The 24,528-nt window shown below is 70.4% G+C and carries 23 protein-coding genes; 13 read left to right on the top strand and 10 right to left on the bottom strand.

The window, feature by feature from the left end:
- Positions 1–24 precede the first annotated feature (24 nt).
- From AQJ67_RS19145 to AQJ67_RS19130, 4 genes are all read right to left on the bottom strand, one after another.
- Complete coding sequence (locus tag AQJ67_RS19145) at positions 25–573, bottom strand: DUF1062 domain-containing protein (RefSeq protein ID WP_062720217.1); 549 nt, start codon at positions 571–573, stop codon at positions 25–27.
- A gap of 186 nt (positions 574–759) precedes the next feature.
- Entirely contained in the window at positions 760–1,971 is a 1,212-nt protein-coding gene (locus AQJ67_RS19140; protein ID WP_062720216.1) for a hypothetical protein, read from the bottom strand.
- An 18-nt stretch (positions 1,972–1,989) separates the two neighbouring features.
- On the bottom strand, positions 1,990–5,418 hold the full coding sequence (locus AQJ67_RS19135) for a CHAT domain-containing protein (protein WP_244190512.1): 3,429 nt from the start codon (positions 5,416–5,418) through the stop codon (positions 1,990–1,992).
- Positions 5,419–5,793: 375 nt separating this feature from the next.
- On the bottom strand, positions 5,794–7,581 hold the full coding sequence (locus AQJ67_RS19130; protein ID WP_063807342.1) for a C40 family peptidase: 1,788 nt from the start codon (positions 7,579–7,581) through the stop codon (positions 5,794–5,796).
- A gap of 413 nt (positions 7,582–7,994) precedes the next feature.
- On the opposite strand from AQJ67_RS19130, the gene AQJ67_RS19125 reads away from it, so the two are divergent.
- Positions 7,995–8,378, top strand: coding sequence for a hypothetical protein (locus AQJ67_RS19125; RefSeq protein WP_062720213.1), 384 nt, complete (start codon positions 7,995–7,997; stop codon positions 8,376–8,378).
- Positions 8,379–8,535: 157 nt separating this feature from the next.
- On the opposite strand, the gene AQJ67_RS19120 is transcribed toward AQJ67_RS19125, so the two are convergent.
- The gene (locus tag AQJ67_RS19120; RefSeq protein ID WP_062720212.1) at positions 8,536–9,798 is read right to left on the bottom strand and encodes an NAD(P)/FAD-dependent oxidoreductase; all 1,263 of its coding nucleotides are present in this window, start codon (positions 9,796–9,798) and stop codon (positions 8,536–8,538) included.
- Positions 9,799–9,926: 128 nt separating this feature from the next.
- Complete coding sequence (sigJ, locus tag AQJ67_RS19115; RefSeq protein ID WP_062720211.1) at positions 9,927–10,871, bottom strand: RNA polymerase sigma factor SigJ; 945 nt, start codon at positions 10,869–10,871, stop codon at positions 9,927–9,929.
- A 110-nt stretch (positions 10,872–10,981) separates the two neighbouring features.
- Here sigJ and AQJ67_RS19110 point away from each other — a divergent pair, with 110 nt between their 5' ends.
- Positions 10,982–11,545, top strand: coding sequence for an SMI1/KNR4 family protein (locus AQJ67_RS19110; protein ID WP_062720210.1), 564 nt, complete (start codon positions 10,982–10,984; stop codon positions 11,543–11,545).
- 115 nt (positions 11,546–11,660) lie between these two features.
- Here AQJ67_RS19110 and AQJ67_RS19105 read toward each other — a convergent pair whose 3' ends face one another.
- Genes AQJ67_RS19105 through AQJ67_RS19095 form a run of 3 tightly spaced genes read right to left on the bottom strand, consistent with a single transcriptional unit; the run spans position 11,661 to position 14,196 of the window.
- On the bottom strand, positions 11,661–12,056 hold the full coding sequence (locus tag AQJ67_RS19105) for a hypothetical protein (RefSeq protein WP_425264165.1): 396 nt from the start codon (positions 12,054–12,056) through the stop codon (positions 11,661–11,663).
- Positions 12,053–12,640 carry a sigma-70 family RNA polymerase sigma factor gene (locus tag AQJ67_RS19100; protein ID WP_079056037.1) on the bottom strand — a complete coding sequence of 196 codons (588 nt, stop codon included), beginning with the start codon at positions 12,638–12,640 and terminating at the stop codon, positions 12,053–12,055. Before AQJ67_RS19100 ends, AQJ67_RS19105 begins: the two co-directional genes overlap by 4 nt.
- Complete coding sequence (locus tag AQJ67_RS19095; RefSeq protein WP_062720209.1) at positions 12,637–14,196, bottom strand: sodium:solute symporter family protein; 1,560 nt, start codon at positions 14,194–14,196, stop codon at positions 12,637–12,639. Before AQJ67_RS19095 ends, AQJ67_RS19100 begins: the two co-directional genes overlap by 4 nt.
- Positions 14,197–14,362: 166 nt before the next feature.
- Between AQJ67_RS19095 and AQJ67_RS19090 the strand changes: the two genes are divergently transcribed.
- The 3 genes from AQJ67_RS19090 (at position 14,363) to AQJ67_RS19080 (ending at position 17,040) form a co-directional block, all read left to right on the top strand.
- Complete coding sequence (locus tag AQJ67_RS19090) at positions 14,363–14,584, top strand: DUF3311 domain-containing protein (RefSeq protein WP_062720208.1); 222 nt, start codon at positions 14,363–14,365, stop codon at positions 14,582–14,584.
- A 117-nt stretch (positions 14,585–14,701) separates the two neighbouring features.
- The gene (locus AQJ67_RS19085; protein ID WP_208615015.1) at positions 14,702–16,855 is read left to right on the top strand and encodes a carbon starvation CstA family protein; all 2,154 of its coding nucleotides are present in this window, start codon (positions 14,702–14,704) and stop codon (positions 16,853–16,855) included.
- On the top strand, positions 16,852–17,040 hold the full coding sequence (locus AQJ67_RS19080; protein WP_062720206.1) for a YbdD/YjiX family protein: 189 nt from the start codon (positions 16,852–16,854) through the stop codon (positions 17,038–17,040). The genes AQJ67_RS19085 and AQJ67_RS19080 overlap by 4 nt, the downstream gene beginning before the upstream one ends.
- 113 nt (positions 17,041–17,153) lie before the next feature.
- Here AQJ67_RS19080 and AQJ67_RS19075 read toward each other — a convergent pair whose 3' ends face one another.
- A complete protein-coding gene (locus tag AQJ67_RS19075; RefSeq protein WP_062720205.1) occupies positions 17,154–17,732 on the bottom strand; it encodes a GNAT family N-acetyltransferase in 579 nt (192 codons plus the stop codon).
- A 198-nt stretch (positions 17,733–17,930) separates the two neighbouring features.
- Here AQJ67_RS19075 and AQJ67_RS19070 point away from each other — a divergent pair, with 198 nt between their 5' ends.
- The 8 genes from AQJ67_RS19070 to AQJ67_RS19035 all read left to right on the top strand — a co-directional run bounded on the left by AQJ67_RS19070 (position 17,931) and on the right by AQJ67_RS19035 (position 24,329).
- Positions 17,931–18,356 (top strand): WXG100 family type VII secretion target, encoded by a 426-nt coding sequence (locus AQJ67_RS19070; RefSeq protein WP_159058795.1) that lies wholly within the window; start codon positions 17,931–17,933, stop codon positions 18,354–18,356.
- Between the two features lie 82 nt (positions 18,357–18,438).
- Complete coding sequence (locus AQJ67_RS19065; RefSeq protein ID WP_062720203.1) at positions 18,439–20,055, top strand: WXG100 family type VII secretion target; 1,617 nt, start codon at positions 18,439–18,441, stop codon at positions 20,053–20,055.
- Between the two features lie 17 nt (positions 20,056–20,072).
- Complete coding sequence (locus AQJ67_RS19060) at positions 20,073–20,513, top strand: protease inhibitor I42 family protein (RefSeq protein ID WP_062720202.1); 441 nt, start codon at positions 20,073–20,075, stop codon at positions 20,511–20,513.
- Positions 20,514–20,530: 17 nt separating this feature from the next.
- On the top strand, positions 20,531–20,920 hold the full coding sequence (locus AQJ67_RS19055) for a hypothetical protein (RefSeq protein WP_107122941.1): 390 nt from the start codon (positions 20,531–20,533) through the stop codon (positions 20,918–20,920).
- A 203-nt stretch (positions 20,921–21,123) separates the two neighbouring features.
- On the top strand, positions 21,124–21,657 hold the full coding sequence (locus tag AQJ67_RS19050; RefSeq protein WP_062720200.1) for a P-loop NTPase family protein: 534 nt from the start codon (positions 21,124–21,126) through the stop codon (positions 21,655–21,657).
- A 265-nt stretch (positions 21,658–21,922) separates the two neighbouring features.
- On the top strand, positions 21,923–22,198 hold the full coding sequence (locus AQJ67_RS19045) for a hypothetical protein (protein ID WP_244190511.1): 276 nt from the start codon (positions 21,923–21,925) through the stop codon (positions 22,196–22,198).
- Entirely contained in the window at positions 22,195–22,890 is a 696-nt protein-coding gene (locus tag AQJ67_RS19040) for a restriction endonuclease (protein WP_062720198.1), read from the top strand. Before AQJ67_RS19045 ends, AQJ67_RS19040 begins: the two co-directional genes overlap by 4 nt.
- Positions 22,891–23,150: 260 nt before the next feature.
- Positions 23,151–24,329 carry a Cmx/CmrA family chloramphenicol efflux MFS transporter gene (locus AQJ67_RS19035; RefSeq protein ID WP_062720197.1) on the top strand — a complete coding sequence of 393 codons (1,179 nt, stop codon included), beginning with the start codon at positions 23,151–23,153 and terminating at the stop codon, positions 24,327–24,329.
- Positions 24,330–24,528 lie beyond the last annotated feature (199 nt).

Genomic DNA, 24,528 nt, shown 5'->3' with positions numbered 1-24,528 from the left:
CGCTCAGCGCTCAGCGCTCAGCGCTCAGCGCTTGAGCGTGAAGGTGAAGTCGCTGGACAGCTTGCCGTTCAGCCGGACCGCCGAAACGACTTTCCCTTCCGCCACCAGTCTCTCGACCTCGGCCCGGGAAAGACCGCAGCCTTCAGCGACCAACCGCACCGGCCGGACCGGGATCGGCGCCGCAAACCGGACCGAGATGTCGATCACCTCGCGATCCAGGTGGTCCGATCCGCCGGTGTCGAGGCGCCAGGCGCCCGACCAGTCCAGGGCGATGTGATTACGGCGCCGCAGGACCGGATCCTGGAGCAACTCGGCTGCCAGACCGAGGTCGTTGGCGTGCATCCGGTCCAGTAGCTCAGGCCGTACGGAGCGCACGTTCCGCCGCTCCAGGACCGTGAGCTTTGCCGTTTCCCCGCACCCCGTACAGAGGACGAGGAGCCAGGCGTCGATGAGCTTGTGGTTCGCGTTGACGCGGAATTTGCCGTTCGCCCGAAAGCGCTCGGACGCGCACGTGTGACAACGGCGGAGAACGAGCGGCAGGCAGGTGGGCGCGACCACCCAGTTATTGAGCACAGAAGTACACCGTCTTCAGTGAGAAAACCGCAGCAGAAAGAAGCGCGGCGCATAGGCGCGACGCGCGACCGATCAGCACTCGGGAGGTCTCACACGGTGTACAACGGCACGCCCTTCACCAGACGACTCGGAACGGCAGCACGGTAATGGCACGCAGTGGCACGGTTCCACCGGTTTTCCGGCGCCTCACTGGAGGTTCTGCCTCGGCTGGGTCTGGCCCATGACGTCGCCGATGACCGAGGCGACGTAGGGAAGGTCCCAGTACGCCGAGTGGGTCCACATGCCGGTGCTGGCCTGGTGGTGGACGGGGAGGTCGACCGGAGCAGTGCCGTCGTGCAGCCGGAAGACCCTGGAAGCGGCGAAGGCCAGCACGTCCAGTGGTTCCCAGAGGTTCGTCCAGCGGTTCAGGGAAACCGGCAGACGCACGGGCACGCTGCCCGCGTAGGGAGCCAGTTGGCCTCCCCTGGGGTCGCAGACATGGAAGAAGGCCGCTTGGGAGCCGAACGTGACCAGCGATTCCGTCCACAGGGGGACGGCGGCGGTGGCCATGTCGACGGCGATGACGCCGCCCAGACTGTGGGCGGCGATACGCACCGGGCGGTCGGGGCTGCGTCCGAGTCGGGGATCCACTTCGTCGATGACCTGGCGTACGCGTGCGTGGACGGCATCCTGATGGCGCTGGTAGACGAGCACATCACCGAGGAAACGTGTGGTGCCGGGTCCGAACCGGCTTCGCATCGCGTGGTTCAGCCGCGCTGCCACCGCCTGGACGGCTGCGCCCGCGACACGGTCCAGGTCGTTCAGACGACGGCGTACCAGCGAGCGCAGGCGGCCGTCGCCGTCGGCTCCTCCACCCCGCAACCCGTAGTACGCGTCGTCCAGTTCCGGATCGGCCTCGTCCAGGATCGAGCGTGCCAGAGCGCCGCCGGTCTCCCGAAGCAACTGCGCGTCATCGGTACGACAGAGCCACTCGGTGTCGGCCCATGCTTCCCGCACGTACTCAAGGATCTGATCGGGATCGAGGTGGTCGCGGCCCCCATGGTCCCGCAGTCCACCGGACTCGGACTCGTCCTCGCCTTGTGCGTCGAGGCGTTCTCGAACGGCGGCGTCGACGTACGAGAGCTGCCGGCCCTCGTCGAGCGGATGGTCGAACAGGGCCGCTGCCAAAGGCGCGACGACGAGGGCTTCGGGGTCCGGGCCGTCTCGCAGGACGTCCGCCTCGTCGGGGCGGTACACGGGCAGCGCGGCGTCGATGAACTGGTCCCGCGCGCCCAGATCGCCCCAATGGACCGGCACCATGTCGACGCCGGCCGCCGCGGCCAGCGCCGACACCACTGAGGTGAACTCCTTTCGGTTGCGGTTGGCGACGCCGTGAATCACGAAGACCGGATCCTTCATGTGGCTGACTCCCCCTTGTCATTCGGTGGTGTGGGCTGTTGCCGCCGGGCTGCCGTACACGGCGTAGGCCAGCCATGTGGGATCGCCGCCGTGCACATCACGGATGGTCTGTCGGGCGGCGAGCGAAGCGTGGCCGAGTGGCTGCCCGTTGGCGATCAACTCGTCGTAGAAGGCCTCGGCGAACTGCAGAGCGGACTGCGACCGTACGGGCCAGAGCGTGCCGACGAACGCACCGGCACCCGCGGTGAGGAACTGCGGTGCCCACCCCAGGCTCTCGCCGAACCAGTTGATCTCGCCCGCGCTGCGGCAGGCGTTGAAGAACACGAGAGGGCGATGGGGCCGCAGGGTGTGCAACTGGGCGGCCGAGGCGAGGTCGATGGGGTCGAAGGGGCCGTCGGCCATGGTCACGCAGGAGCCGCTGCCCGTGAAGGCGTTGTGACAGGCGAAGTGGAGCAGACCCGCGTGTCCGTCCTCGATCAGCGCGGTCAGTGCCGCCCGTTCGGTCAGTACGCCGCCGTCGGCCACCTCGGTCCCCAACCGGACACGCAGGGACGCCACTTCCAGGCTCGCGTCGACCGGGGAACCCGGCGGAACCACGAACGCCGCACCGGGCAGGCTGAGACTGCGGACCCGGTCCTGGTTGAACACCCGGCGCACCACGGGCAGCCACTCGGCAAGGAAACCCCTGTCGTCATGTCCTACGTTGAGCGGATAGAGCAGCTCCCAGGGAACGGCGTCATGCTCTCCGAGGACGGTGAAGGCCGAGACGCGCTCGGCCTGGTCCCAGAACTGCCTCTGGACTGCCTGGGGCACCGCGGAATTCCACAGCTGCACTCCGTGACTGCGCAGACGGGCACGCAGCCGCTGCGCGTCCTTCTCGCCGCCGTTGGCCGCCGCAGCCTTCGCAGCCCTCTTCAGCTCGGCGTAGATCTGCTCCGTGGCCGTACGCGAGTCGCCCACGAAGTGAATGATCTCCGGTGGGTAGAACGTCTCGCTGATCAGCTGGAAGCTGAAGGTGCCGGCCGTCGACCCCTTGAGGACCTGCAGAGTGACCTCCCCGGGATCGAACGCCATGGAGGGCAGCGGAGCGTGGCGCGGTGGACCGTCGCGCGTGACGCTGCCGTGTCCCACCGAGATCTGGCAGGTGACCTCTCCGAGGAAGGTGCCGTTGCGGTAGGCCCGTACGGTCACCCGGTGGAGACCTGGCATCGGAGCCTTCAGCCGGAACAGCAGCACGTCCGAGTCCCGGCCGGGCAGGACGTGCAACTCCTGCACCAGCTCGTCGAGGACGACCAGGCCGGTCGCATGGACGGTCACCCGAACCCGGGCACCCTCACGAGGGAGATGGAAGGGGCGCAGCTGCACGCCCGTCCCGCGGGGGCCGTCCCGGACGATCTGCACCTGCAGGGGTACCTCCCGTCCCGGCGGGGTCTGCTCGGCCAGCTCCGCGACCAGCCACCGCGGCTCCACCGACCCGTCGTCACTGTCATGACCCGCGGTACGGGGGACGGCCTGCGTGGGCGGGCGCGCCTCTTGGCGTGGAGTCGGAACGGGAGGCTCGTCATCCGCGGAGGTGCGTGGCTCGTCGGCCCACGACCATGCGGACCGCTGCTCGTCGCCGCCGTGCCGCGCCGTGCGCGCGCTGAGGACTGCGCCGGCCTCCCGGGGCGCGGGCAGTACGAGCCCGGAGGGGCTTTTGAGTCCCTGGCGCTGCAGGACGAGGGCGAGGACCCCCGCAGCGCAGAGTGCGGCCAGGAGCGTGGTGGGGAAGAAGACCGGCTCGAACTTCTCCCAGTACGCGGGCTCCGGCGTGATCGGTACCGAGAGCAGCGACTGTGCGAGCACCCGGCCGTAGTCGGTCACGTCGACCACGGAGAAGGTGCCGACAAGCCTCAGTCCGTCGGTGAGACGGTCCCCGAAGGCGCCGGCGGGCGCCACCTGGATCGTCACTCTTCGGGTCGCCTGTTCGCCGGGCCGGATCTCGATCTCGTCCGGAGTGACCGACAGCAGCCCCGGACTGACGTCAGTGATGGACAGCCGCAGCGTGTGCGGGGTGTCGGTGGTGTTGCGGACGGCCAGGTCGGCGGCGATCTTGTCGCCGGGATGCCTCTCCCCACGCGGCAGTTCGAGCAGGGCGGCCGTGACGGGCCGCTCGCTGGACGCGACCGTGCTGACCTCGCTGCGGGTGGCGGTGCGCAGCCCTGGAGCTGTCAGGGTGGTCTTCACCTTGAACGCCCCGTCGGCTTCCCTGGGGATCGTGACAGCCCCGGTGAGGGAGCCGTCACCAGCTTCGGTATCGGGTCCCTTGCCGTCGTCGGAGAGGTCGAAGGCCCGCGGGGCGAAGCCGTCGCCGGTCAGCTCGGCGCGGACACGCAGCCCCTGGTAGTCGTCGGGATCGCTGATCTCGTAGCCCTCGCGGGTCTGCAGCCGCATGGTCACGGTGACCTTCTCGCCGGCCTGCGGCGAGGGCGGGTCCATGGTCACGGCGCCGCGCAGTTCGCCCTGCCACAGCACGCTGACGGCGACGGGCAGGGACCTGTGGCCCTCCGGGGCTTCGGCCCGCACCTTCCAGGTGCCGGGCAGGGGATTGAAGATCTTCAGCGCTTCCACAGTGCCATCGGCGCCCGCCCGCTCGAACTGGGAGCTCTTGTACGCCCCGGTGGTGGGGACCTTGTGGCCGCTGGGGTCGATATAGGTGATCTTCACCTCGGCGTCGCCCTTGTCGACGACGATGCTGCCCACGGTCGCCAACGGGGAGATACCGACCTCCAGGCCGGCCGGCGGCCGCCCGCTCGTGCCCTCCTCGTGGCGCAGGCAGAGAGCGGAGGCGAAGACCTTCTCCAGCGCGGGGCCGACGTCCTGCGCCCCGGAGACCGTGTGCGCCTTGGGAGTCGCGGAGGGAAGCTCTCCACAGCCCTTCTGGTAGCCCCCGGCGGCGATCCGGTCGAGCTGTCCCCGGTCCAGGGCGGGGCCGAAGCCCAGCGGCCAGATCTGCACCTGCTTGGCTGCAGCGTCCTTGAGCGCAAGCTTCAGCCGGCGCTCGCCCTCGGCCTGACGGTGTGCCGGATCGCCGTACTGCGGGCTGTCCGCGACGTCCATTCTTCCGTCGGTGAGCAGGAAGAGCACCCGCGGCTGCGAGTCGTCCGTGGCAAAGGACAGATCGTTCACGCCGTGCCGGATCGCGCTCGCCAGATCCGTGCCGGCGCCCTCGCCCTGCTTGCGGGCACGTAACTCGTCCACGCAGCTGCCGACGGCCTCGCGGCCCGCCGCGTCCATCGGGGTGCGGGGGCACACCGGGTCCACCGCGCGCTGTTCCGCGCTCTCGGCGGCGGCGAAGCCGAAGACGCTGACGTGCGAGGACGAGGAGACGTCGCCCAGCGCGATGCGCTTGACGGCGGATTTCTGGGCCCTCATGGTCTCGGCCGTGATGCTGGCTGACTGGTCCACGGCCACCGCGTAGTTGACCGGCCCAGACGCGGAGGCAGGCGCTGAGTCCGCGGCCGGCACTGGATCCTGGCCGGGCGGTATCAGCAGGGACACGAGCAGGGCCGCGCCTCCCAGCACCGAGACGACGCCACGGCGTCCCCGTCTCTTTCCAGGCCGCCGACGCCCCGCGTCTCTCCCCACGGCCGCCCCCTACGTCTTCGCGCTCGTCGATGTGTGTCGGCGTCGGCTGCGCTGCCGCCTCCGCGTCGCGTCAAGCATGGCGCGTCACAGGGCCCCGCACCCTGTGTTCCGTGCGCGATGGGTCGAGAGACTTTGGCGCAGTACGTCGGCGCGCGAACCCGGGCAAAGCGCCGCGGGCCCGCGGAGATTGGTGGGTCAGAGGCGGCGGATGACGCGGAGTGTGTCGGTGTAGAGGTCGTCGGGGGAGCCGTTGATGATGGATTTCGCCCCGAGGTCCGCCATGGTGGGGCCGTTGGGTGTCTTGCGGCTGGAGACGAAGCGGTGTTTGCCGTGTTGGTCGGGGCCCATGTAGATGCCGGTGTGGGAGACGGCGCCGTCGTCGGGGTCGTTCCAGAAGAGCAGGTCGCCGATCCGGAGTGCGCCGAGCGGGGGTGGTGTGTCGGTGGCCTGGGCGATGAGGACGCCGGGACTGGAGGCGGCCTGTGACTGTGAGGTGCGGGGCAGGTGGCGTCGCTCGGCGCTGTCCGGTGCCAGACCCATGGGGACGCCGAGGTGGTAGCCGTAGACCATGCGGACGAGGCCTGAGCAGTCGAGGTTCTTGAGCCACTTCGGGTCCGGGGTCCGGGTGATGCTCTCGCCGCTGGGGAAGGTCCAGGGAAGCCCCATGTATTCGTGGAAGTCGGCGCCCACTTCGCGCAGTCCGGAGGGCAGCGGACTGCTGTAGCCGGATTCGCCGAGTACCTGGGTGGTGGGGCGGGCGGGGTCGGGGACGGCGGGTGCGTACGGCCGGTACATCGAGGAGTAGGCGAGGGCGTCGGGCGAGGTGTCGCCGGCCCAGGTGCGGATCTGCTGTTCGAGGTCGGCTGTCCAGGCCCCGTCGAAGGGCTGCGGGAGGACTCTCACCCAGGTGTCGTGGGTGACGACCGGTGGGTCGGTCCAGGTCGCGGTGTCGACGCGGAAGTCGTAGATGCGCGCCTGGGGGAGCACGGTGGCGCCGGTCGAGGCGAGGGCCCGGACGCCGGCCGTGCCCGAGTGGAAGACGGCGTCCGGGGCCTTTTCCGGGTCGCGGACGCTGTGGTGCCACATGGTGGTGGGTTCGTCGGCCACGCCTGTGGTGACGTGCCGCCAGGCCCGGGCGCGCAGGACGTCGCCGGCCTTCTCGGCCCTGACCCACCAGTGGTCGAACGCGGTGAAGCCGGTGCCGACCGTGACCGCCGCGCTCAAGGTGGTTGTGGTGTCGGCGAGTTCCTTCTCCAGGACGAGCTGGACGTCTCCGGCGGGGGTGACGATCAGACGCGCCCGGTAGTGGTTGTTGACGTCCTGGGCGGCGAAGACGAGGCCGAGGGAGGCGGGCGCCCCGGCGGGCAGCTTGTCGAAGGAGAAGCGAGCGGCGGCGTAGACGTCGCCGATGCCGTGGTCGGGAAGCAGGCTGTAGCGGCTCTTGCCGGCGGCGAGTGTGATGGCCGCACGGCCGCTGTCGACGAAGTAGTCCGTGTCGGCGCCGTTGTGGTGGGACCAGGTCCCGCCGCCGGGGGACATGCCCCAGCCGCCGGCGGGCGGGGTCCGGTCGAAGGCGTCGTGGACCGCCTTCTTCTGCTCGGTGAACCAGCGCCGCGCTCCCTTCAGCGTCACCGTCCGCGCTCCTGTGGTGAGCGTCGCGATCACGCCGGTGTCGTCCGAGACCTCCAGTCCGCCGGTGATCACACGGGTGGTCAGCGTGCCCGCCGGGTGCGGGGTGTAGTGCCAGGGGTCGGCCGGGTCGATCAGCACGGGGACCCGGAAGCCCGGCGGCTGAGCGGCGGACTCGGCCGACGTCACCGCCGGTGCCGCTGCCGCCTGTGCCGGTGTGGCCGCCGGGAGTCCGTCCGGTCCGACAGCGCTCGCGGCCCGCGCCGTGGCGAGTGGCAGGGTGCCGCCTGCCGCGGCGCCGGCCAACGCGGTGAGGGCCGCTCTGCGGCTCAACGGGAATTTCGGTGCGGACATGCGGCGGCCCCCCGGCGCGGCAAACGCGTGATCGGATGATCGTGCGAGGAGTGACCTTACCTATGTGCTAGGCCCTGGACCTGGTCACTCACGAGTTGTGGATCCCGGGGGCGCTGGAACAGCCTCCCCCTCGTACGACACTGTGGCGAGCACCTTCAAGGCGGCCGCGCGGATGAGCCGGGCACCCGTCCTGAGCTGTTCCCGCAGAGATCCGGGGATCCAGCCTCAATGAGATGCACCGGCCACGGCCCCGCGCCTCCTGCAGACGCAGTGGGCCAGGGAGCGCACCGGTCAACCTCGCACATGCGAGGTTCACGCAACGCGTGGCCGCTTGTGAGGATGCTGCACACGCAACCGGGGCGTGGTTGAGCGGCATCCAGCCGCCGCGTACCCGCCGACCAAGGGGGAAAACGATGCTCAAGAAGATCAAGCGGACCGCCGTGGCCCTGGCACTGGCAACCGGTACCCTCGCCGCCACCGTCGCCACCGCGCAGGCCGGTGAACTCGGAGCGCGGCAGGGGGACTACGCGGGCTGCAAGCTCGGCTATGTCTGCATGTACCAGAACGAGGCCGACTGGAAGGCCGGCCAGCCCAGCCACCGCTGGTACGAGTACGGCGCCCACAACGTGAACAACCAGTACGGCACGAAGTGGGTCTTCAACAACCAGCACTCCGGCGCGAAGGCCCGGCTGTGCTTCGGGTACAACGGCGCCAACTGCACCGGCCTGATCATCAACAGCTACACCGTCGGCGTGGCCGACATCACGCCGATCAACAGCATCAAGCTCTACCAGTAGTAGTCCGCTCCGGCGGTCCGCGGGGGCGGGCGCCGCAATGACCCTCCCGGACCCTCCGGACACGCCTCCGGACACGCCTCCGGACACTCCACCGGGCCCCGGGGAAGAAGACGTCCCCGGGGCCCGGTGCAGGTAGTCGCCACCCGCGCCGTACGACTCAAGCCGCGGCCTCCACCGCCGAGTCCGCCTGCCCCGCCGGGTTCCCCGCACCCACCTGGTCGACCTGACCCACCTGGTCCGCCCGGCCCGCCAGGTTCCCCGACTGGACCGTACGACGGCGGCGGACCGGCAGGCCCACGGTCGGGTGGGCGACGCTCCAGGCCGCGCCCTTGCAGATGATCTCCTTGTAGAGGGCGGCGAGGCGGCCGGTGAGTGCCTTGGGCACGGCCTGGTCGTCCGCGGTGACGAACTGGATCAGGCCCTCCTTGCGGCCGAGCGAGATGCACTGCTGGAAGTAGCGGATCGGAACCTTCGGAAGCTTTCGGCCGGTCAGGCGGGCCGCGACGGCGTCGGCGGCCTGCCACGCGGTGGGGACGCCGGAGGCGCACGACATCCGCAGCGGCTTGTCGCCGGGACCGGTCACGAGGGCTGCGTCGCCGATGGCGTACACGTCGGGGTGCGAGAGCGAGCGCATGGTCGCGTCGACCACGATCTGGCCCGTGCCGGAGCTCTCCAGTGTGCTGGCCGCCGCGATCGGGTGGACGGCGAAGCCGGTGGCCCACACGGTGACCGCAGCCGGGACGGCCGTACCGTCCGTCAGGACGCGGTCGGCCTCGACGGCGGTGACGGCGGTGTGCTCGTGCACGGTGATGCCGAGCCCGGCGAAGACCTTCCGCAGATGTCCTTGACCCTTGTCGGAGAGCCAGTCGCCGAAGCCGCCGCGGGCCACGAGGGCGACGTCCAGGTCCGGGCGGGTCTCGGCGATCTCGGTCGCGGCCTCCAGGCCGGTGAGTCCGCCGCCGACCACCACCACGGGCTGTCCCGCGTCCAGCCGGGCCAGCCGCTCGCGCAGCCGCAGCGCTCCGGGGCGGCCGGAGATGTCGTGGGCGTGCTCGGCGGTGCCGGGGACACTCTGGGGGTTCCAGCCGCTGCCGAGGGCGTAGACGAGGGTGTCGTACTCCAGTTCCTGGTCCCCGGCGCCGTGCGCGTCGACGACGGTGACGGTCCTGCGGTCGGCGTCGATACCGGCGACCTCGGCGAGTTTCACCTCGACGCCGGTGCCCGCGAACATCTCGTCGAAGGGGCGCGGCTTGAGCTCCTGGCCGACGGCGAGCTGGTGCATCCGCACGCGTTCGACGAAGTCGGGCTCGGCGCTGACGAGGGTGATGGCGACGTCTGCGCGGTGCAGCCGCTTGGCGATGCGCCCGGCGGCGGTGGCTCCGGTGTAGCCGGCTCCGAGGACGATGATGCGGTGCTGCATTTCCTGCTCCTGTCTGCGCGGGTCCGACGCTTGCCCTTGCTCGGTTACGCCCCTTGAACCGGGCAGCCCGCGCTTTCCTGACAGGAACAGGATGTGAACCAGGTCACACCCTCGCTGGAAGATGTGACCTAGAAGGCGTGGAACAGGGGCTCCCCGTGCTCGGTGGCCGCCCACACCTCGGTCGCACGTTCCAGCTTGTCGGGGTTGACCTGGCTGCGGAACGCGACGATGCCGTCCGCGCCGATCTCCAGGCAGACGACCCCGACGACCCGCCCGTCGACGACCGCCAGGATCGCGGGGCCGCCGTTGGCCGTGGAGACATGGATCTCGGGAGAGCCGCCGACCATGGCCCGCTTGACCGGAGCCGGCTTGAACAGGCCCCGCATGAACTTCGCGACCGCGAGTGCGCCCTCGAACGCCTTGGCGCGGGCCGGGACTTTCCCGCCGCCGTCGCCGACCGCGATGGCGTCCGAGGTGAGCAGCTTGACCAGTGGCTCGGTCTTCCCGCTGATGGCTGCCGCGAGGAACTCCTCGACGATCCGCCGGGCCGCCGCCTCGTCGATCTCCGTACGGGCCTTGCCCGCCGCCACGTGCTTCTTCGCGCGGTGGAAGATCTGCTGGCTGGTGGCCTCGGTGATCTCCAGGATCTCGGCGATCTCCCGATGCGGGTAGTCGAAGGCCTCCTTCAGCACATACACCGCCCGCTCGTTGGGGGTGAGGCGCTCCAGCAGGGTGAGCACCGCGTACGAGACGGATTCGCGCTGTTCGGCGGTGTCGGCCGGGCCGAGCATCGGGTCGCCGGCGAGCAGCGGCTCCGGCAGCCACTGGCCCACGTAGGTCTCCCGGCGTGCGCGGGCCGAAGTGAGCTGGTTGAGGCAGAGGTTGGTCAGCACCTTCGTCAGCCAGGCCTTGGGCACCTCGATCCTGTCGACGTCGGCCGCCTGCCAGCGCAGGAAGGTCTCCTGCACGGCGTCCTCCGCCTCGCTCGCGGACCCGAGGAGACGGTAGGCGATTGCCTCCAGACGGGGCCTCGTCGCCTCGAACCGGTCCACGTCGTGCGTCGTCAGCGCCATGACCCGGATCCTAGACGGTCTCCGCATGCCTGCGAGGTCTGCAGGTCGGGACACCGGTGTCGCACACGACCGCTCACGGGACCGGCCTGGCAGCCGATAGCGTCCGTTCCATGATCGACCTCGATGCGCTGACGCGCCTCTGCCCTCCGCCCGCCAACCCGCCGCCCGCGGTGGACTGGGCGCAAGCCGAGCGCGCCCTCGGTACGGCTCTGCCTGCCGACTACAAGCGGCTTGTAGAGGCATACGGCGACGGCATCTTCGACGAGACGATCTGGCTGCTCGTCCCCGATTCCGCCTACGACGACTGCGACCTGCACGCGCAGACAGCACAACGGGACGAGATCCTGGCCGACCTGTGGGAGTTCGAGGACAAGCCGGCCGGCCTGCAGGACGCGGGGGCGAGGGTGCTGCCGTGGGCCTTCGAAGAGGGCACGGGCGCGTTCCTGTACTGGCTGGCGAGGCCCGGCCGGCACCCCGACGAGTGGACCGTGCTCTACAACGAAGGGCGCGGCCCCCTGTGGGAGCACCACGACATGGGGTGCCTCGCCTTCCTCCTGGCGGTGCTCACCGGGACGGCCGAAACGGAGTACTTCGGCCACCTCCACGAAGTACTGAAGCCGACGGAGCACCGCTTCGCGACGGCCGACCAAACCCTGGGCACGATCGGACAGTGATGCCGTCGGCCCCTCGCGAGGAGTGGGCCCGCCATGCCCGTACAGGAGCCTTCAGCGAGGTCCTGGCGACCCTGCCCGGCAGATCGGAGTTCCGGAGCGGTACAACGCGCGAACCTCACCCCGGCAGGACCGTCACCGTCGCCCTGTCGGCGGCGACCGCCGCTCCCGTCCCCGAGAAGATGACGCCGGGGTCGGACGGGGTCTGGTTGAGGACCCACAGGCCGATCAGGGTGGCCAAGGTGAACACGACGGCGATCAGGACGGTGAGGACGAGTCGTCGGCGGCGTTCGCGGCGCAGCCATTCGCCGCGGGCGGTGCGGTAGGCGTCGGGCGCGGCCTGTACTCCCTGGGCCAGTGCCTCCAGGGCCTCGCGCAGTTCCCGCTCCGTCCGGGCCGCTGCCGCCGTGCCGCCGCTGTCCGGCACACCGTCAGGTGTCCGGCCGCGGTCGGCTTCGACGCGGTCCTTCTCAGGGCGTTCGTTCTCGGTGCGGCCGCGGCCGGTGTTGTTCATCGCCGGGCCTCCATTGCCTGGCTCAGGGCGGCGATGCCGCGCGCGGTGTGTGTCTTGACCGAACCGCAGGAGATGCCCATGGCGGCGGCGATCTCGCTCTCCTTCAGCCCGAGCCAGTGCCGCAGCACGAGCGCCTCGCGCTGCCGGGCGGGCAGCTGCTGCAGCGCGTCGATCAGCACACGCTGGTCGTCGTGGAGGAGGGCGGTGTTCTCGGCGGAGGTGACCATTTCCTCGGGTGGGTTCTCCGCATGTCTGCGGGCCACTTGGAGGTGACGTATGCGCATCCGGGTCAGATTGCAGACGGTGGAGCGCAGATACGCCTCCGCCGCCTCGGTCTCCCGCAGCCGTCGCCACTTGCGGTAGATCTGGTAGTACGCCTCGGCCACCACGTTCTCGGGATCGTCCGCGCCGAGCAGCGCGGCCAGGCGCAGCATGGAGGCGTAGTGCCGCTCGAACAGGCGGGCCAGAGCGGCTTCGCGTTCCCGTTCCGCCGGGTCGCTCACCGCGGGGGTGAGGGGATCGGCCGGCGCGGCGGGCGGCGGCACGGGCGGCAGCGTGAGGGGGATGTCCGGTCTGCGTCTCACGGGTTGTTCGCTCCCGTCTCGCGGTGCCGCCTGACGGCCAGGCGGGTCGGTAGGTCGGTGAGGTCGGGACCGCGGGGGACACCGAGGCGTTCCAGGGCCAGGGTCCCGAACAGGGCGACGGCCAGATTGAGCAGGAGGGCGACGAGTCCGGCGTAGATCTCCAGCGGCGGGCCGCCGAGGCCGACCGGCACGATGGACGAGAAGCCCTCCCGCACCACCAGGACGGTTCCCGCCGTCATGCCGACGGCCCATCCCGCCAGCAGCGCGCGCGGGTGCAGCCGTCCCGTGTACAGCCCGACGGCCACGGCGGGGAAGATCTGCAGGATCCAGACGCCGCCGAGCAGTTGCAGGTTGATCGCGTCCTGATCGCGCAGTCCGAACACGAACGCGACCGCCCCCACCTTCGCGGTCAACGACACCGCCTTGGCGATGCGCACCTGCCGTTTGGGCGTGGCGGTGGGGTGGACGTACTCGACGTACACGTTCCGTACGAAGCTGGTGGCGGCGGCGATGGACATCACGGCGGCCGGGACCAGCGCCCCCACGGTGATCGCGGCGAACACCAGCCCGGCCAGCGGTGCCGGCATCAGCCGGTCGACCAGCATCGGTACGGCGGCTTCGGCGCCACCCTTCGGCGCCTGCACGCCCACCGCGAGCGCGGCGACGCCGAGGAAGCCGAAGAGCGCGAGCAGTCCCGTCCAGGCGGGCAGTGCTACGGAGACCTTGCGCAGGGTGCGCGGCCCGTCGGCGGCGAACCCTGCGGTGAGGACGTGGGGGTACATCAGCAGGGCCAGCGCGGAGCCGAGGGCGAGGGTGGCGTAGGCGGGCTGCTGGGTGGGGGACAGCAGTGCGGAGTGCGCCGCGTCCGCCCCGCCGAGTCGTCGGGCGGCGCCGTCGAAGACCCGCCCCGGGCCGCCGAGCCGGCCGAGGACCAGCCAGCACACGGCGGTGAGCGAGACGAACACGGCCACCGCCTTGAGAACGGCGATGACGGCGGGCGCACGCAGACCGTGCCGGTACGTCGCCACCGCGAGCCCCGCGAACAGCGCCACCATCACCAGGTCGCCGCCAGCGCCGCGCGGGTACATGCCCCCCGCCGTCAACACGGCGCGGATGCCGAGCAGCTGCAGCGCCAGGTACGGCATCGTCGCGAGGATCCCGGTCAGCGCGACCACCAGAGCCAGCGGCGGCGACCCGTAGCGTCCGCGCACGAAGTCGGCGGCGGTGATGTAGCCGTGCCGGCGGGCCACCGTCCACAGCCGGCTCAGCAGCACGAACGCCAGCGGGCAGACGATCACCGTGTAGGGCACCGCGAAGAACGCGGGCGCGCCGTTGCCGTACGCCAGTCCCGGGACGGCGGTGAAGGTGTACGCCGTGAAGATCGTGCCGCCCAGCAGGAACCAGGTCCACACGGGACCCAGACTCCGGTCGGCCAGCGCCCAGCCCTCCAGGGAGGGCAGCCGGTCGCTGGGGCGCAGACGGCGTGCGGTGACGGCGAGCAGCGACGCTCCGCCGATCACGGCGAGGAACGTCGCGGTCATGGCGCTCTCGGCCATGCGTCACCGTCCTTGGTGTTCCTGGATCTCACCGGTTGGTTGCGCGGACGGCCGGTTCGGTTGACGCGACCCCGGCGGAAATCTTCTGGAATTCCGCTGTCAACCACTTCCGGCGGGCGGGCAACTCTTGCACAGACCCCCAGCGAGCGGGAGAGGAGCACAGGTCATGGCACGGACCGGTCATCACCGGCTACGGCGCGTCGCCACAGCCGTACTGCTCCTCGTGCCCGCGGCGGGACTGCTGTGGGTCCCCTGGTACGCCGGTGCGAGCCCACGGCTCGCCGGCACGCCGTTCTTCTACTGGTACCAGCTCGCCTGGGTGCCGGGCTCCGGCCTGTGCCTGCTCGCCGCGTACGCGCTGACCAGGCACGAACACCGTGATCCCTGATCCCTGATCCCTGATCCCCGATCCGGTCGACCGGGAGCCCCACGCCCGTCGCTGATCCTCCCGCACATCCCGTCAACACCACCCCCGAGGTGAGGAGCCGCCATGCCTTCTTCAGCCATGCCCGAATCCGGTCTCCCGGCGCTACAGGAACCGCCCGCCACGCGATCCTCCACGTCCCCGCGCTCGATCCTGCTGTGGACCTGCGTGGCACTGCTGGGCGCCGTCGCCTGGGGCGTCGTCGCACTGGCCCGCGGGGAGAGGATCTCCGCGGTCTGGCTGGTGGTGGCCGCGCTCGGCTCGTACGCCATCGCCTACCGCTTCTACTCCCGCTTCATCGCCCGCCGCGTGCTCCAGCCGGACGACCGCAGGGCCACCCCCGCCGAACGCCTCGACGACGGCGTCGACTTCCAGCCGACCGACCGCCGGGTCCTGCTTGGCCACCACTTCGCCGCCATCGCCGGCGCCGGACCCCTGGTCGGACCGGTGCTCGCGGCCCAGATGGGATACCTGCCCGGCACCCTGTGGATCGTCGCCGGGGTGATCTTCGCCGGAGCGGTACAGGACATGGTCGTGCTGTTCCTGTCGATGCGGCGCGACGGCAAGTCGCTGGGACAGATGGCCCGCGACGAGATCGGCCGGGCCGGCGGGGCCGCGGCCCTGATCGCCGTCTTCGCCATCATGATCATCCTGCTGGGCGTGCTGGCGCTGGTCGTCGTCAACGCGCTGGCCCACTCTCCCTGGGGCACCTTCTCGGTCGCGATGACCATCCCCATCGCCCTGTTCATGGGTCTGTGGATGCACCGCGTCAGGCCGGGCCGGGTCGTCGAGACCAGCCTGATCGGAGTGGCGCTGCTGCTGCTCGCGATTGCCGGCGGCAGCTGGGTCCAGAACTCCTCACTGGCCGGCACCTTCACCCTCAGCCCGACGACCCTGGTCTTCTGCCTGATCGGATACGGCTTCGTCGCCTCCGTCCTGCCGGTGTGGATGCTGCTCGCACCGCGCGACTACCTGTCCACCTTCATGAAGATCGGCACCATCGCGCTGCTCGCCGTCGGCGTCGTGTTCGCCGCCCCCACGCTGCAGGCGGACGCGGTCAGCAAGTTCGCCGGTTCGGGCGCCGGCCCTGTCTTCGCCGGCTCCCTCTTCCCCTTCCTGTTCATCACCATCGCCTGCGGCGCGCTGTCCGGCTTCCACGCCCTGGTCGCCTCCGGCACCACCCCGAAGCTGATCCAGAAGGAGTCCCAGGTCCGGATGATCGGCTACGGAGCCATGCTCATGGAGTCGTTCGTCGCGATCATGGCGCTGATCGCAGCGGCCACCCTCGATCCCGGCCTCTACTACGCCATGAACGCCCCCGCGGGACTTCTCGGTACGACGGCCGAGTCGGCGTCCCACGCGGTGGCGGGCCTCGGCTTCACCATCACGCCCGACCAGCTCACGCAGGCGGCGAGGGCCGTGGAGGAGCAGACCCTGATCGCCCGCTCCGGCGGTGCGCCCACCCTCGCCGTCGGCATGTCGGAGATCTTCTCCACGATCTTCGGCGGCACCGCGATGAAGGCCTTCTGGTACCACTTCGCGATCATGTTCGAGGCGCTGTTCATCCTGACGACGGTCGACGCGGGCACCCGGGTCGGACGGTTCATGCTGCAGGACATGCTCGGCAACGTCTGCAAGCCCCTCGGCCGGGTCAACTTCAAGCCCGGCATCTGGCTGTGCAGCGGTCTCGTCGTGGCCGCCTGGGGCTACTTCCTCCACAGCGGCGCCACCGACCCGCTGGGCGGGATCAACCAGCTCTTCCCGCTCTTCGGCATCGCGAACCAACTGCTCGCCGCCATCGCCCTCACGGTCTGCACCACCGTCCTCGTCAAGTCCGGTCGGCTCCGCTGGGCCTGGGTCACCGGCGCCCCCCTGGCCTGGGTCACCGCGATCACCTTCACCGCGGGCTGGCAGAAGATCTTCTCCTCCGACCCGAAGATCGGCTTCTTCGCCCAACGGGACCACTACGCCGACGCCCTGGACGCCGGCCAGGTCCTCGCCCCCGCCAAGACCACCGCCGACATGCACACCGTGGTCACCAACTCCACCGTCGACGGCGTCCTCATCGCCCTGTTCCTGCTGCTGGTCGCCGTCGTCATCGGCAACGCTGCCGTGGTCTGCGTACGGGCCCTACGGTCCGCCACCCCGCTGCCGAACACCGAGGCCCCGTACGTCGAGTCCCGCATCGACGCACCCGGCCTGCCCGCCGAACCCCTGGTCGGGGCCCGCCCGTGAACACCCGGCGCTGGATGCGCGCCGTGCGCTGGTACCTGCGCGAGCTGACCGGCGAGGCCGAATACGACCGCTACTGCGAGCGGCACCGACACCACCATCCGCTCGCCCCGGTACCGACCCGCCGCGAGTACCAGGTACTGCGCACCCTGCACCAGGAGACCCGCTCGCACAGCCGCTGCTGTTGAGCACCGCGGGACACCCGTGGATCGTGTGACTCACGGGTGTCCCGCGCAGGACCGAACGAGTGCACCGCATTCCGAGAATGGGTTGGCCGGTACCGGGTGCCGAGCGACGGAACTCAGTGGGCGGGAGCCGGCTCGGACGGCGGCTGCCACTCCCGCCTGATCAGCCCGTAGACCCACGAGTCAGAGACCTCGCCGCTGACGACGCAGTCCTCCCGCAGTGTCCCTTCCCGCAGGAAGCCGAGCTTCTCCAGCACGCGGGCAGATGCCACGTTGCGCGTATCGGTCTCAGCCTGGACGCGATTGAGGTCCAGCGTGTCGAACGCCCACCGCAGCAATGCGCGCGCGGCCTCGGTCGCGTAGCCGTGGCCCCACGCCGCATCGCCGAAGCAGTAGCCCAGCGAGGCGCTGCGGAAGTCCGGATTCCATGAGTCCAGGGTGCACCAGCCGATGAACGCCCCGTCAGAGACACGATCCACGGCCAGCCGCGCCCCGACGCCCTCCTTCTCCATCTCTCGGCAACGGGCGATGAACCTCTCGGCACGCTCGCGTTCGGTCCACGGTGGACTGTCCCAGTAGCGCAGCACGTGGGCGCTGCTGTGCAGTGTGAAGAGGTCGTTCGCGTCCGCGTCTTCGAAGGCGCGCAGTCGAAGGCGAGCGGTGCGCAACGAGGGGGTGGGCAGCGGCGTCGTCATGTTCCTTCCCCTGATCGGTGGCCGATCAATCAGACATCCGATGCGGGCCGCTCGCAACGGCTTTACTCGGCGGGCCGGCGGAACGACGTGCGCTCTGGAGCGGGAGCCACAGCGGTGAAGGTCGTTGCGGTCGTTGCGTTCATGCCACAGCCCCCTGCTACATTGCGCCCTCAAGATCATAAAAACGGGGGGCCGGACATGACCGTGCAAGGGCACGCCGGGGGCTATCGCCTCCAGACAAGCGCCATGGACAGCGAGGCGCAGACACTCGACACCGCGGGCGACGATGTCGGAGTCATCGCCAGGGCGGTCAAGGACACCGCCTGCTACACCTCGGACGCACTCGGCGGCTCCGACGCGGGCCCCGCCTACAACAACTTCGCCGGTGACTGGCAGGCAGAGGCCAAGGTCCTGGAGAGCGCCCTGCACGAACTGGCCGACAAGGTGCGGGTGTCCAAGGCGAACTACCAGGGTGCCGAGCACGCCTCCATCCGGGACATGAGCGCGGCCGGCGGCGAGGGCGTGACGACTGTGCCCGCGCCCGCGGGGGGTGCGCCCTCGGCGGGCTACAGCACCATGCCCGCGCCCGGCACGCCGCCGCGCGGCCTGTCCGACTTCGGCTGAGCGTCCTTCGTAACGCCCGTACCGCCCGTACCGCGTACGAGTCCACACTCCTGCCCTCACCACGACAGAAGGCCGCACCGTCATGCCCGACGCAGGCGAATCCACCACCGACCGCCGCCAGAAACTCGCCGAGTACCACGACTCCATCGCCTCGGCCGACAGCAAGAACGATCTCATCGGGGCCATCGACAACGCCCTGGGCGTCTCGGCACCGGTCGGTGAACCCGGGATCATCGAGGGTCTCGCCAAGACCTACCGCAAACAGATCGACGACGTCGCCGACGTGCACCGGCGGGTGCAGAAGGTCGCGAACGAGGGCCTGCCCGACGCCTGGGTGGGCAGCACCGGGGCCCGGGCGTCCGAGGTGGTGATGGCGGCGGCCCGCTCCGCCGAGCAGATGGAGCAGGCGTTCAGCGGCGCGGCCGGCGCTCTGTTCCGCCTGGCCGACGCGCTGACCAACGCCAAGGCCCAGGACAAGGGCGGCCGCGAGCAGTTGCGCGAGGCGCTCGGCATGCTCGGCGGTGAGGACGGCTTCTTCGACGACATGGTGGAGAAGGACGCCGAGGAGGCGGAGCGGCTGCGGGCCCGCAACATCGCGGCATCGGGCGCCAAGACGATGCACACCGCCGCGGAGGTGGCCGACGACGCGGCGCGGGCCGCGGCACGCGACCTCAACAAGCTGGCGTCCGAGGCCCGGGCGGGCCAGATGAAGACCGACAACATCTCCGCCGCCGACCGCCTCGTGCTCGCCGACATCGCGGGCCCCGGCGGCCCGGCCGAGATGAACGAACTGCTGACCGCGAACGACCTGGAGCGCTCGGGCCGCGCGATGGAGCGCCTCGACGCCCGCGAGGAGGCCGAGTTCGAGCGAATGCTCGCCGAGGCCAAGACCCCGCAGGAACGGGCGTACCTCGTGAAGGCACTGGCCGCCGGGTACGACGTCAAGGAGGTCGGCGAGTTCCGCGACAAGATCCACGGCAAGGACCCGGACTGGCTGCAGCGGCACTTGACGCCGGTCACCACGGCCGGGGACAGCATGAAGGACGAGGGGATCAACACCAGCGGCCCCAACAAGGGTTCCAACCACAACACGGACCAGCAGACGTTCAACGGCGAGAGGTGGTCGCAGGAAGGCAACACCTGCGTGCCGTCGACCGTCGTCACCGGCCGCGCCATGGTCGATCCGGTGTACGCCCTCGAACTCACCGGCGGCCCGTCCGGGCAGGAGGACGACCCGGGCGCCTTCCGGGAGCGGCTGCGCGACGAGCAGCACCGGATGCACGACGAGGGCGACGGCAACAACGCCTACGACTTCCCCTTCGGCTCGACACCCGACGGCATGGACAACGACGGCAAGACCGAGATCTCCAACAAGGAGATCAGTCCGCACACGGGCGGCGAGTACGAGTTCCAGGAGATCCGGAGCGCGGACGACCGCCGGGACGCGCTGCCCGACATCCAGCGGGCCGTCGCCGAGGGCAGACCGGTGCCGATCGGCGTCGAGGGCGAGGACGAGGACGGCGACCGGGTCGGCCACTCCATGATGATCATCGGTCAGGAAGGCGACATGCTGCAGGTCTACAACCCCTGGGGAACGACCACATGGGTCAGCGAGGACGACTTCGTCAACGGCAACATGGGCAAGGCCTCCGACAAGGACCTTCCCGACGCCTACGGCGTCCACCTGCCCACCCAGTGAACGGAAGGCCGATCCACGTGAAGTCCAGCCACCGCCTGTCCACCGCCCTGGCCCTGCCGCTGACGGCCGTGATGCTGTCCGGGTGCGGCCTCTTCGGCCCCGAGACGTTCGAGGCCGACGAGCAGTCCATCGAAGTGGACGCGGGCGACACGTTCGAGCTGGTGCTCCCGGCCAGCCCCTCGATGGGCCAGGACTGGACCATCGTGGACCCCGGTCCCGACCGTGCCACGGTGCGTCAGGAGGGCGACCGGGAGGAGGACTTCGGGGGCGACAGCGGTGTGGACGGGGGTGGTGACGGTACGCAGACCTTCACCTTCCAGGGCGTCGCCGCGGGCACCACGAAGATCAGAATGAGCTACTGCGTGCTGGGCGAATGCCCCGACGGCGACGACCGCACCGCGACGGGCAGCCCCGGCAACGACCCGGCGTTCTTCATCTACACGGTCACCGTGCGATGACCAAACCGGAGGTCCCGATGAACCCCAGCAAGACCGACGAAGACTCGGCGCAGGCCGACGTCGCCATGCTCCTGCGCTACGGCATCGGCGCCCAGGGCCCCCGCCGCACCGCCCTGTTCGGCGACGGCGCCGTGGCAGCCGCGGTCACACTCGACCGCCTCGCAGTCCAGCCCCGCTCGGTGGCGTTCCTCGGCAGAACCGTCCGCAGCGGCGGCACCGCCTACACCGCCCGGCTGCCGGAGCTGCTTCCCCAGCCGACGGCCTCCGACCTGATGCGCGGCTGGCTGGACGCGGCCGCGTCGGTGGCCGGGCCCGTGCAGGGCGACGAGGTCGTGGCCCGCTGGCTGGAGGCGGTCGCCGAACTCATCGGGCTGCGCCACACCACCCGGGAGCGCGCCGCCCGCTGATGACGCGGGCAACAGCGTCCCGGTCAACGTTCTGAGTCGTAACCCCAGCCGGACTGCCGAGGTAGGTGTGCACCTCTGGCGACGACAGCAGTTCGCCGAACACCGCACGGTCCCGGGCCTCCGCAATTGTCCGGGCGTCTCGCCGCCGCCCTCCTGGAACGCCACGGCTGCTGTCACCGGCCGTCGGTAACGTGACTGCCGTGATGGTGGGCACCGAAGAAACCAGGCTGGTCGTGCTGCGCGGAAACAGCGCCTCGGGGAAGTCGTCCGTCGCGGCCGGCCTGCGCGATCGGTTCGGCCGCGGCCTGGCCCTGGTCGGCCAGGACAACCTCCGCCGCGTCGTGCTCCGCGAACGGGACCGGCCAGGAGCGGCGAACATCGGCCTGATCGACCTGACGGCCCGCTACGCCCTGGACGCCGGATTCCACGTCGTCGTCGAAGGCATCCTCTACGCCGACCGCTACGGCGACATGCTCGCCCAGCTGCGCGCCGACCACCGCGGCCCGACCCACAGTTACTACCTGGATGTCCCGTTCGACGAAACCCTCGCCCGGCACACCACCAAGCCCATCGCCGATGACATCAACGAATCGCAGCTGCGCGACTGGTACCGGCCGCGCGATCTGCTGCCCTGCGGCACCGAGACCGTCATCGGCGCCGACAGCACCCTTCGGGAGACGGTCGACCGCATCCTGCTCGACACCGGCCTGGCCCACCTGCCCGCCGTGGACCGCTGACCGAGACACCCGGGCATGAGCCGTCCGCTCGGCCACCTGGCCGATGCATTGCCCTCAACACCGAGGACAGGTAGGGGAGTTGATGCCGGGGCGAAGGTCACGGAGTGCTGCCCGGTTGTCAGTGGTGGATGCAAGCATGGTCTGTTGCACGGGGGATCGACTACGAGGGGGAGGCAGCGGGTTGCCCTGGATCGAGGAGTACGAGCGTGCCGACGGGACTCGGGTGCGAGCCCACTACCGTTGGGCGGCGGGAGCGCGCCGGGAGATGGCTGTCTTAGCCGTGATCGCGTTAGCCGTGGTCGGGATGGGCAACGGTGGGGTGCAGGTGGGCACCACCGACGGCTCGGCGCCGCGGCCGCAGTCGACAGTGCGGTACCCCATCCGGTTCGAGCAGATGACGACCCGGGAGGGAGGCGGGGCGCAGCCGCTGCCGACGGTCTCCTACCCGATCAAGTTCGACACCCCCAAGACAGCGGCGGCCGTTCCCAGGCCGACGGTGTCGTACCCGATCGACTTCTTCGCGATGGGCAGCGGCCGGTGAGCCGGCGGCCCGCGCGGCGTCGCCCGCGCCGCAGGAGCAGTCGACGGCAGCAGAGGGACGTGGAGTTCGTCGTCCTCCTGGTCGTCGCCGTGGCGGCCATGTCCCTGGTTGTGATGGTGGTCAACTGGCTGCTCACCCACTGGTGGGTGCTGCTCGTCGCCGCCCTCCTTGCCGTCCTGGCCGGTGCGGGGTGGTGGCAGCAGCGGGCTCAGCGCGTGAAGTGGGAAGAGGCTCAGGCGCGTGCGCTGCGGTACGGGCTGGGGCAGCTGGACGCGCTGACGCACCGGGAGTTCGAGCACGCGGTGCGGGACCTGATGCGGCGTGACGGCTGCACGGACGCCGTCCAGGTCGGCGGGCAGGGTGACCTGGGAGCGGACGTGAAGGCCACCGATCCGCTGGGACGACGCTGGGTGCTCCAGTGCAAGCACCGCAAGAACGGAGAGCGAGGCGCGGCCGTGGGCACGCCGGACCTCCAGGTCCTCAACGGCACGGGACGACCGGTCCACAAGGGGGACGTCGTGGTCCTGGTGACCAACGGCCGGATCACCCAGCCCGGCCGCACCTTCGCGAAACAGCAGCGGCTGCACCTTGTCGACCGCAAGGTCCTGGCGGAGTGGGCCGCGGGTTCGAGGCCGTTGTGGGAGCTGCTACGCGCCCTGCCACCACCGCGCAAGCCGTCAGCGCTCTCCTGAGTGCGGTAGAGGAGAGGCGGGAACTCCAGCTCGCCCGGGGACGACGTTCGGGCCGGACAGCGGTCGGGTAGCGTGCACGCCATGTCGAGTCCTGAGTCAGACAAGGTGGGGGCTTTCGGTCACGCCGTCAGCCCCCTGCACCACTGAGCTCCTGGACCTGCCGTCGCTCCGCGTTCTGCGGTGCGACGAGGGCGCCCTCGCGGGCTGGCCGCGGTGACGAGATGACCTTGTCGTGCTTCTCCTCACTCCGGAGCCACTCGATGTCTCTTCCGCTGTATCTGCTGGCCGTGGCCGTCTTCGCCATGGGCACCTCGGAGTTCATGCTCGCCGGCCTCTTGCCGGCCATCGCCGCCGATCTCGACATCACCGTAGGAACAGCAGGCGTACTCACCTCGGCCTTCGCGGTCGGCATGATCGTCGGCGCCCCCCTGGTGGCCGCACTCGCCCGCACCTGGTCCAGGCGCTCCAGCCTGCTTGGGTTCATCCTCGCCTTCGCGGCAGCCCACGCAGTGGGCGCCGTCACCACCAGCTTCCCGCTCCTGTTCGCCACCCGGGTCGTCGCCGCGCTAGCAAACGCAGGGTTCCTCGCCGTCGCCTTGGCGGCTGCCACCACCCTGGTGTCGCCCGACAAGAAGGGGCGTGCGCTGGCCGTGCTGCTGTCAGGCACGACGACCGCCACGATCGCCGGTGTCCCCGGCGGCTCGGTGCTCGGCACGCTGCTCGGCTGGCGGGCCACATTCTGGGCTGTAGCCGCTCTCTGCCTGCCTGCAGCTCTCGGCATCCTGAAGGGAATCCCAGCAGGACGGGCGAAGGAACAGACGCCTGACGGACCAGCCCTGCGAGCGGAACTCGCCCAGCTGGCACGGCCGAGGTTGCTCCTGGTGATGCTGCTCGGCGCGCTGGTGAACGCGGCCACCTTCGCCGGCTTCACTTTCCTCGCCCCCGTCGTGACCGGCACCGCAGGGCTCAGTGAACTGTGGATCTCCGTGGCACTGGTGCTCTTCGGTATCGGTTCCTTCCTCGGGGTCACGGCCGCCGGTCGGCTGTCCGACCAGCACCCCGGCCCGGTCATCGCGGTCGCCGGCCCGCTGCTGCTCACCGGCTGGCCGGCCCTGGCCTTGCTGGCCGACAAGCCTCTCGCCCTGCTCGCCCTCGTGTTCGTTCAGGGTGTCCTGTCGTTCGCACTGGGCAGCACCCTGATCACGCGGGTCCTTTACGAAGCCGCGGGAGCCCCGACCATGGCCGGCTCGTACGCGACCGCGGCACTCAACGTCGGCGCCGCTGTCGGCCCCCTCATCGCCGCGACCACCCTCAGTACATCGGCCGGGAACCTCGGACCGCTGTGGTCGAGCGGAGTCCTGGTCGCTGTGGCCCTGCTCATCGCGGCCCCCCTCCGCACCGTGATCGTGGCTGGCCGAAGCACCGAGGTACTCAAGTGACACATGCGAACGCCCCTTTGAACATCGAGGGAACCAGGCCCAGGAAGCAGCGCAGCCGCACGCCCGGCTCGCTGGGCCTCCGGGGCGTCGCAGGGCTCCCGGGTCGTACGGTCCGCCGGCGCAATCGCGCAGCGTCCGGCGAGCAGCTGCTGGACAGATAGGGCGGTCTGGTCGTCGCGGAGTTGCCGAACGTACCGAC

Origin of the sequence: Streptomyces caeruleatus (genome assembly GCF_001514235.1) — a bacterium.
GTDB classification, from domain to species: Bacteria; Actinomycetota; Actinomycetes; order Streptomycetales; family Streptomycetaceae; genus Streptomyces; species Streptomyces caeruleatus.
Note: the sequence above shows the minus strand (reverse complement) of the source record. Positions and strands in the feature narration are given on the sequence as shown.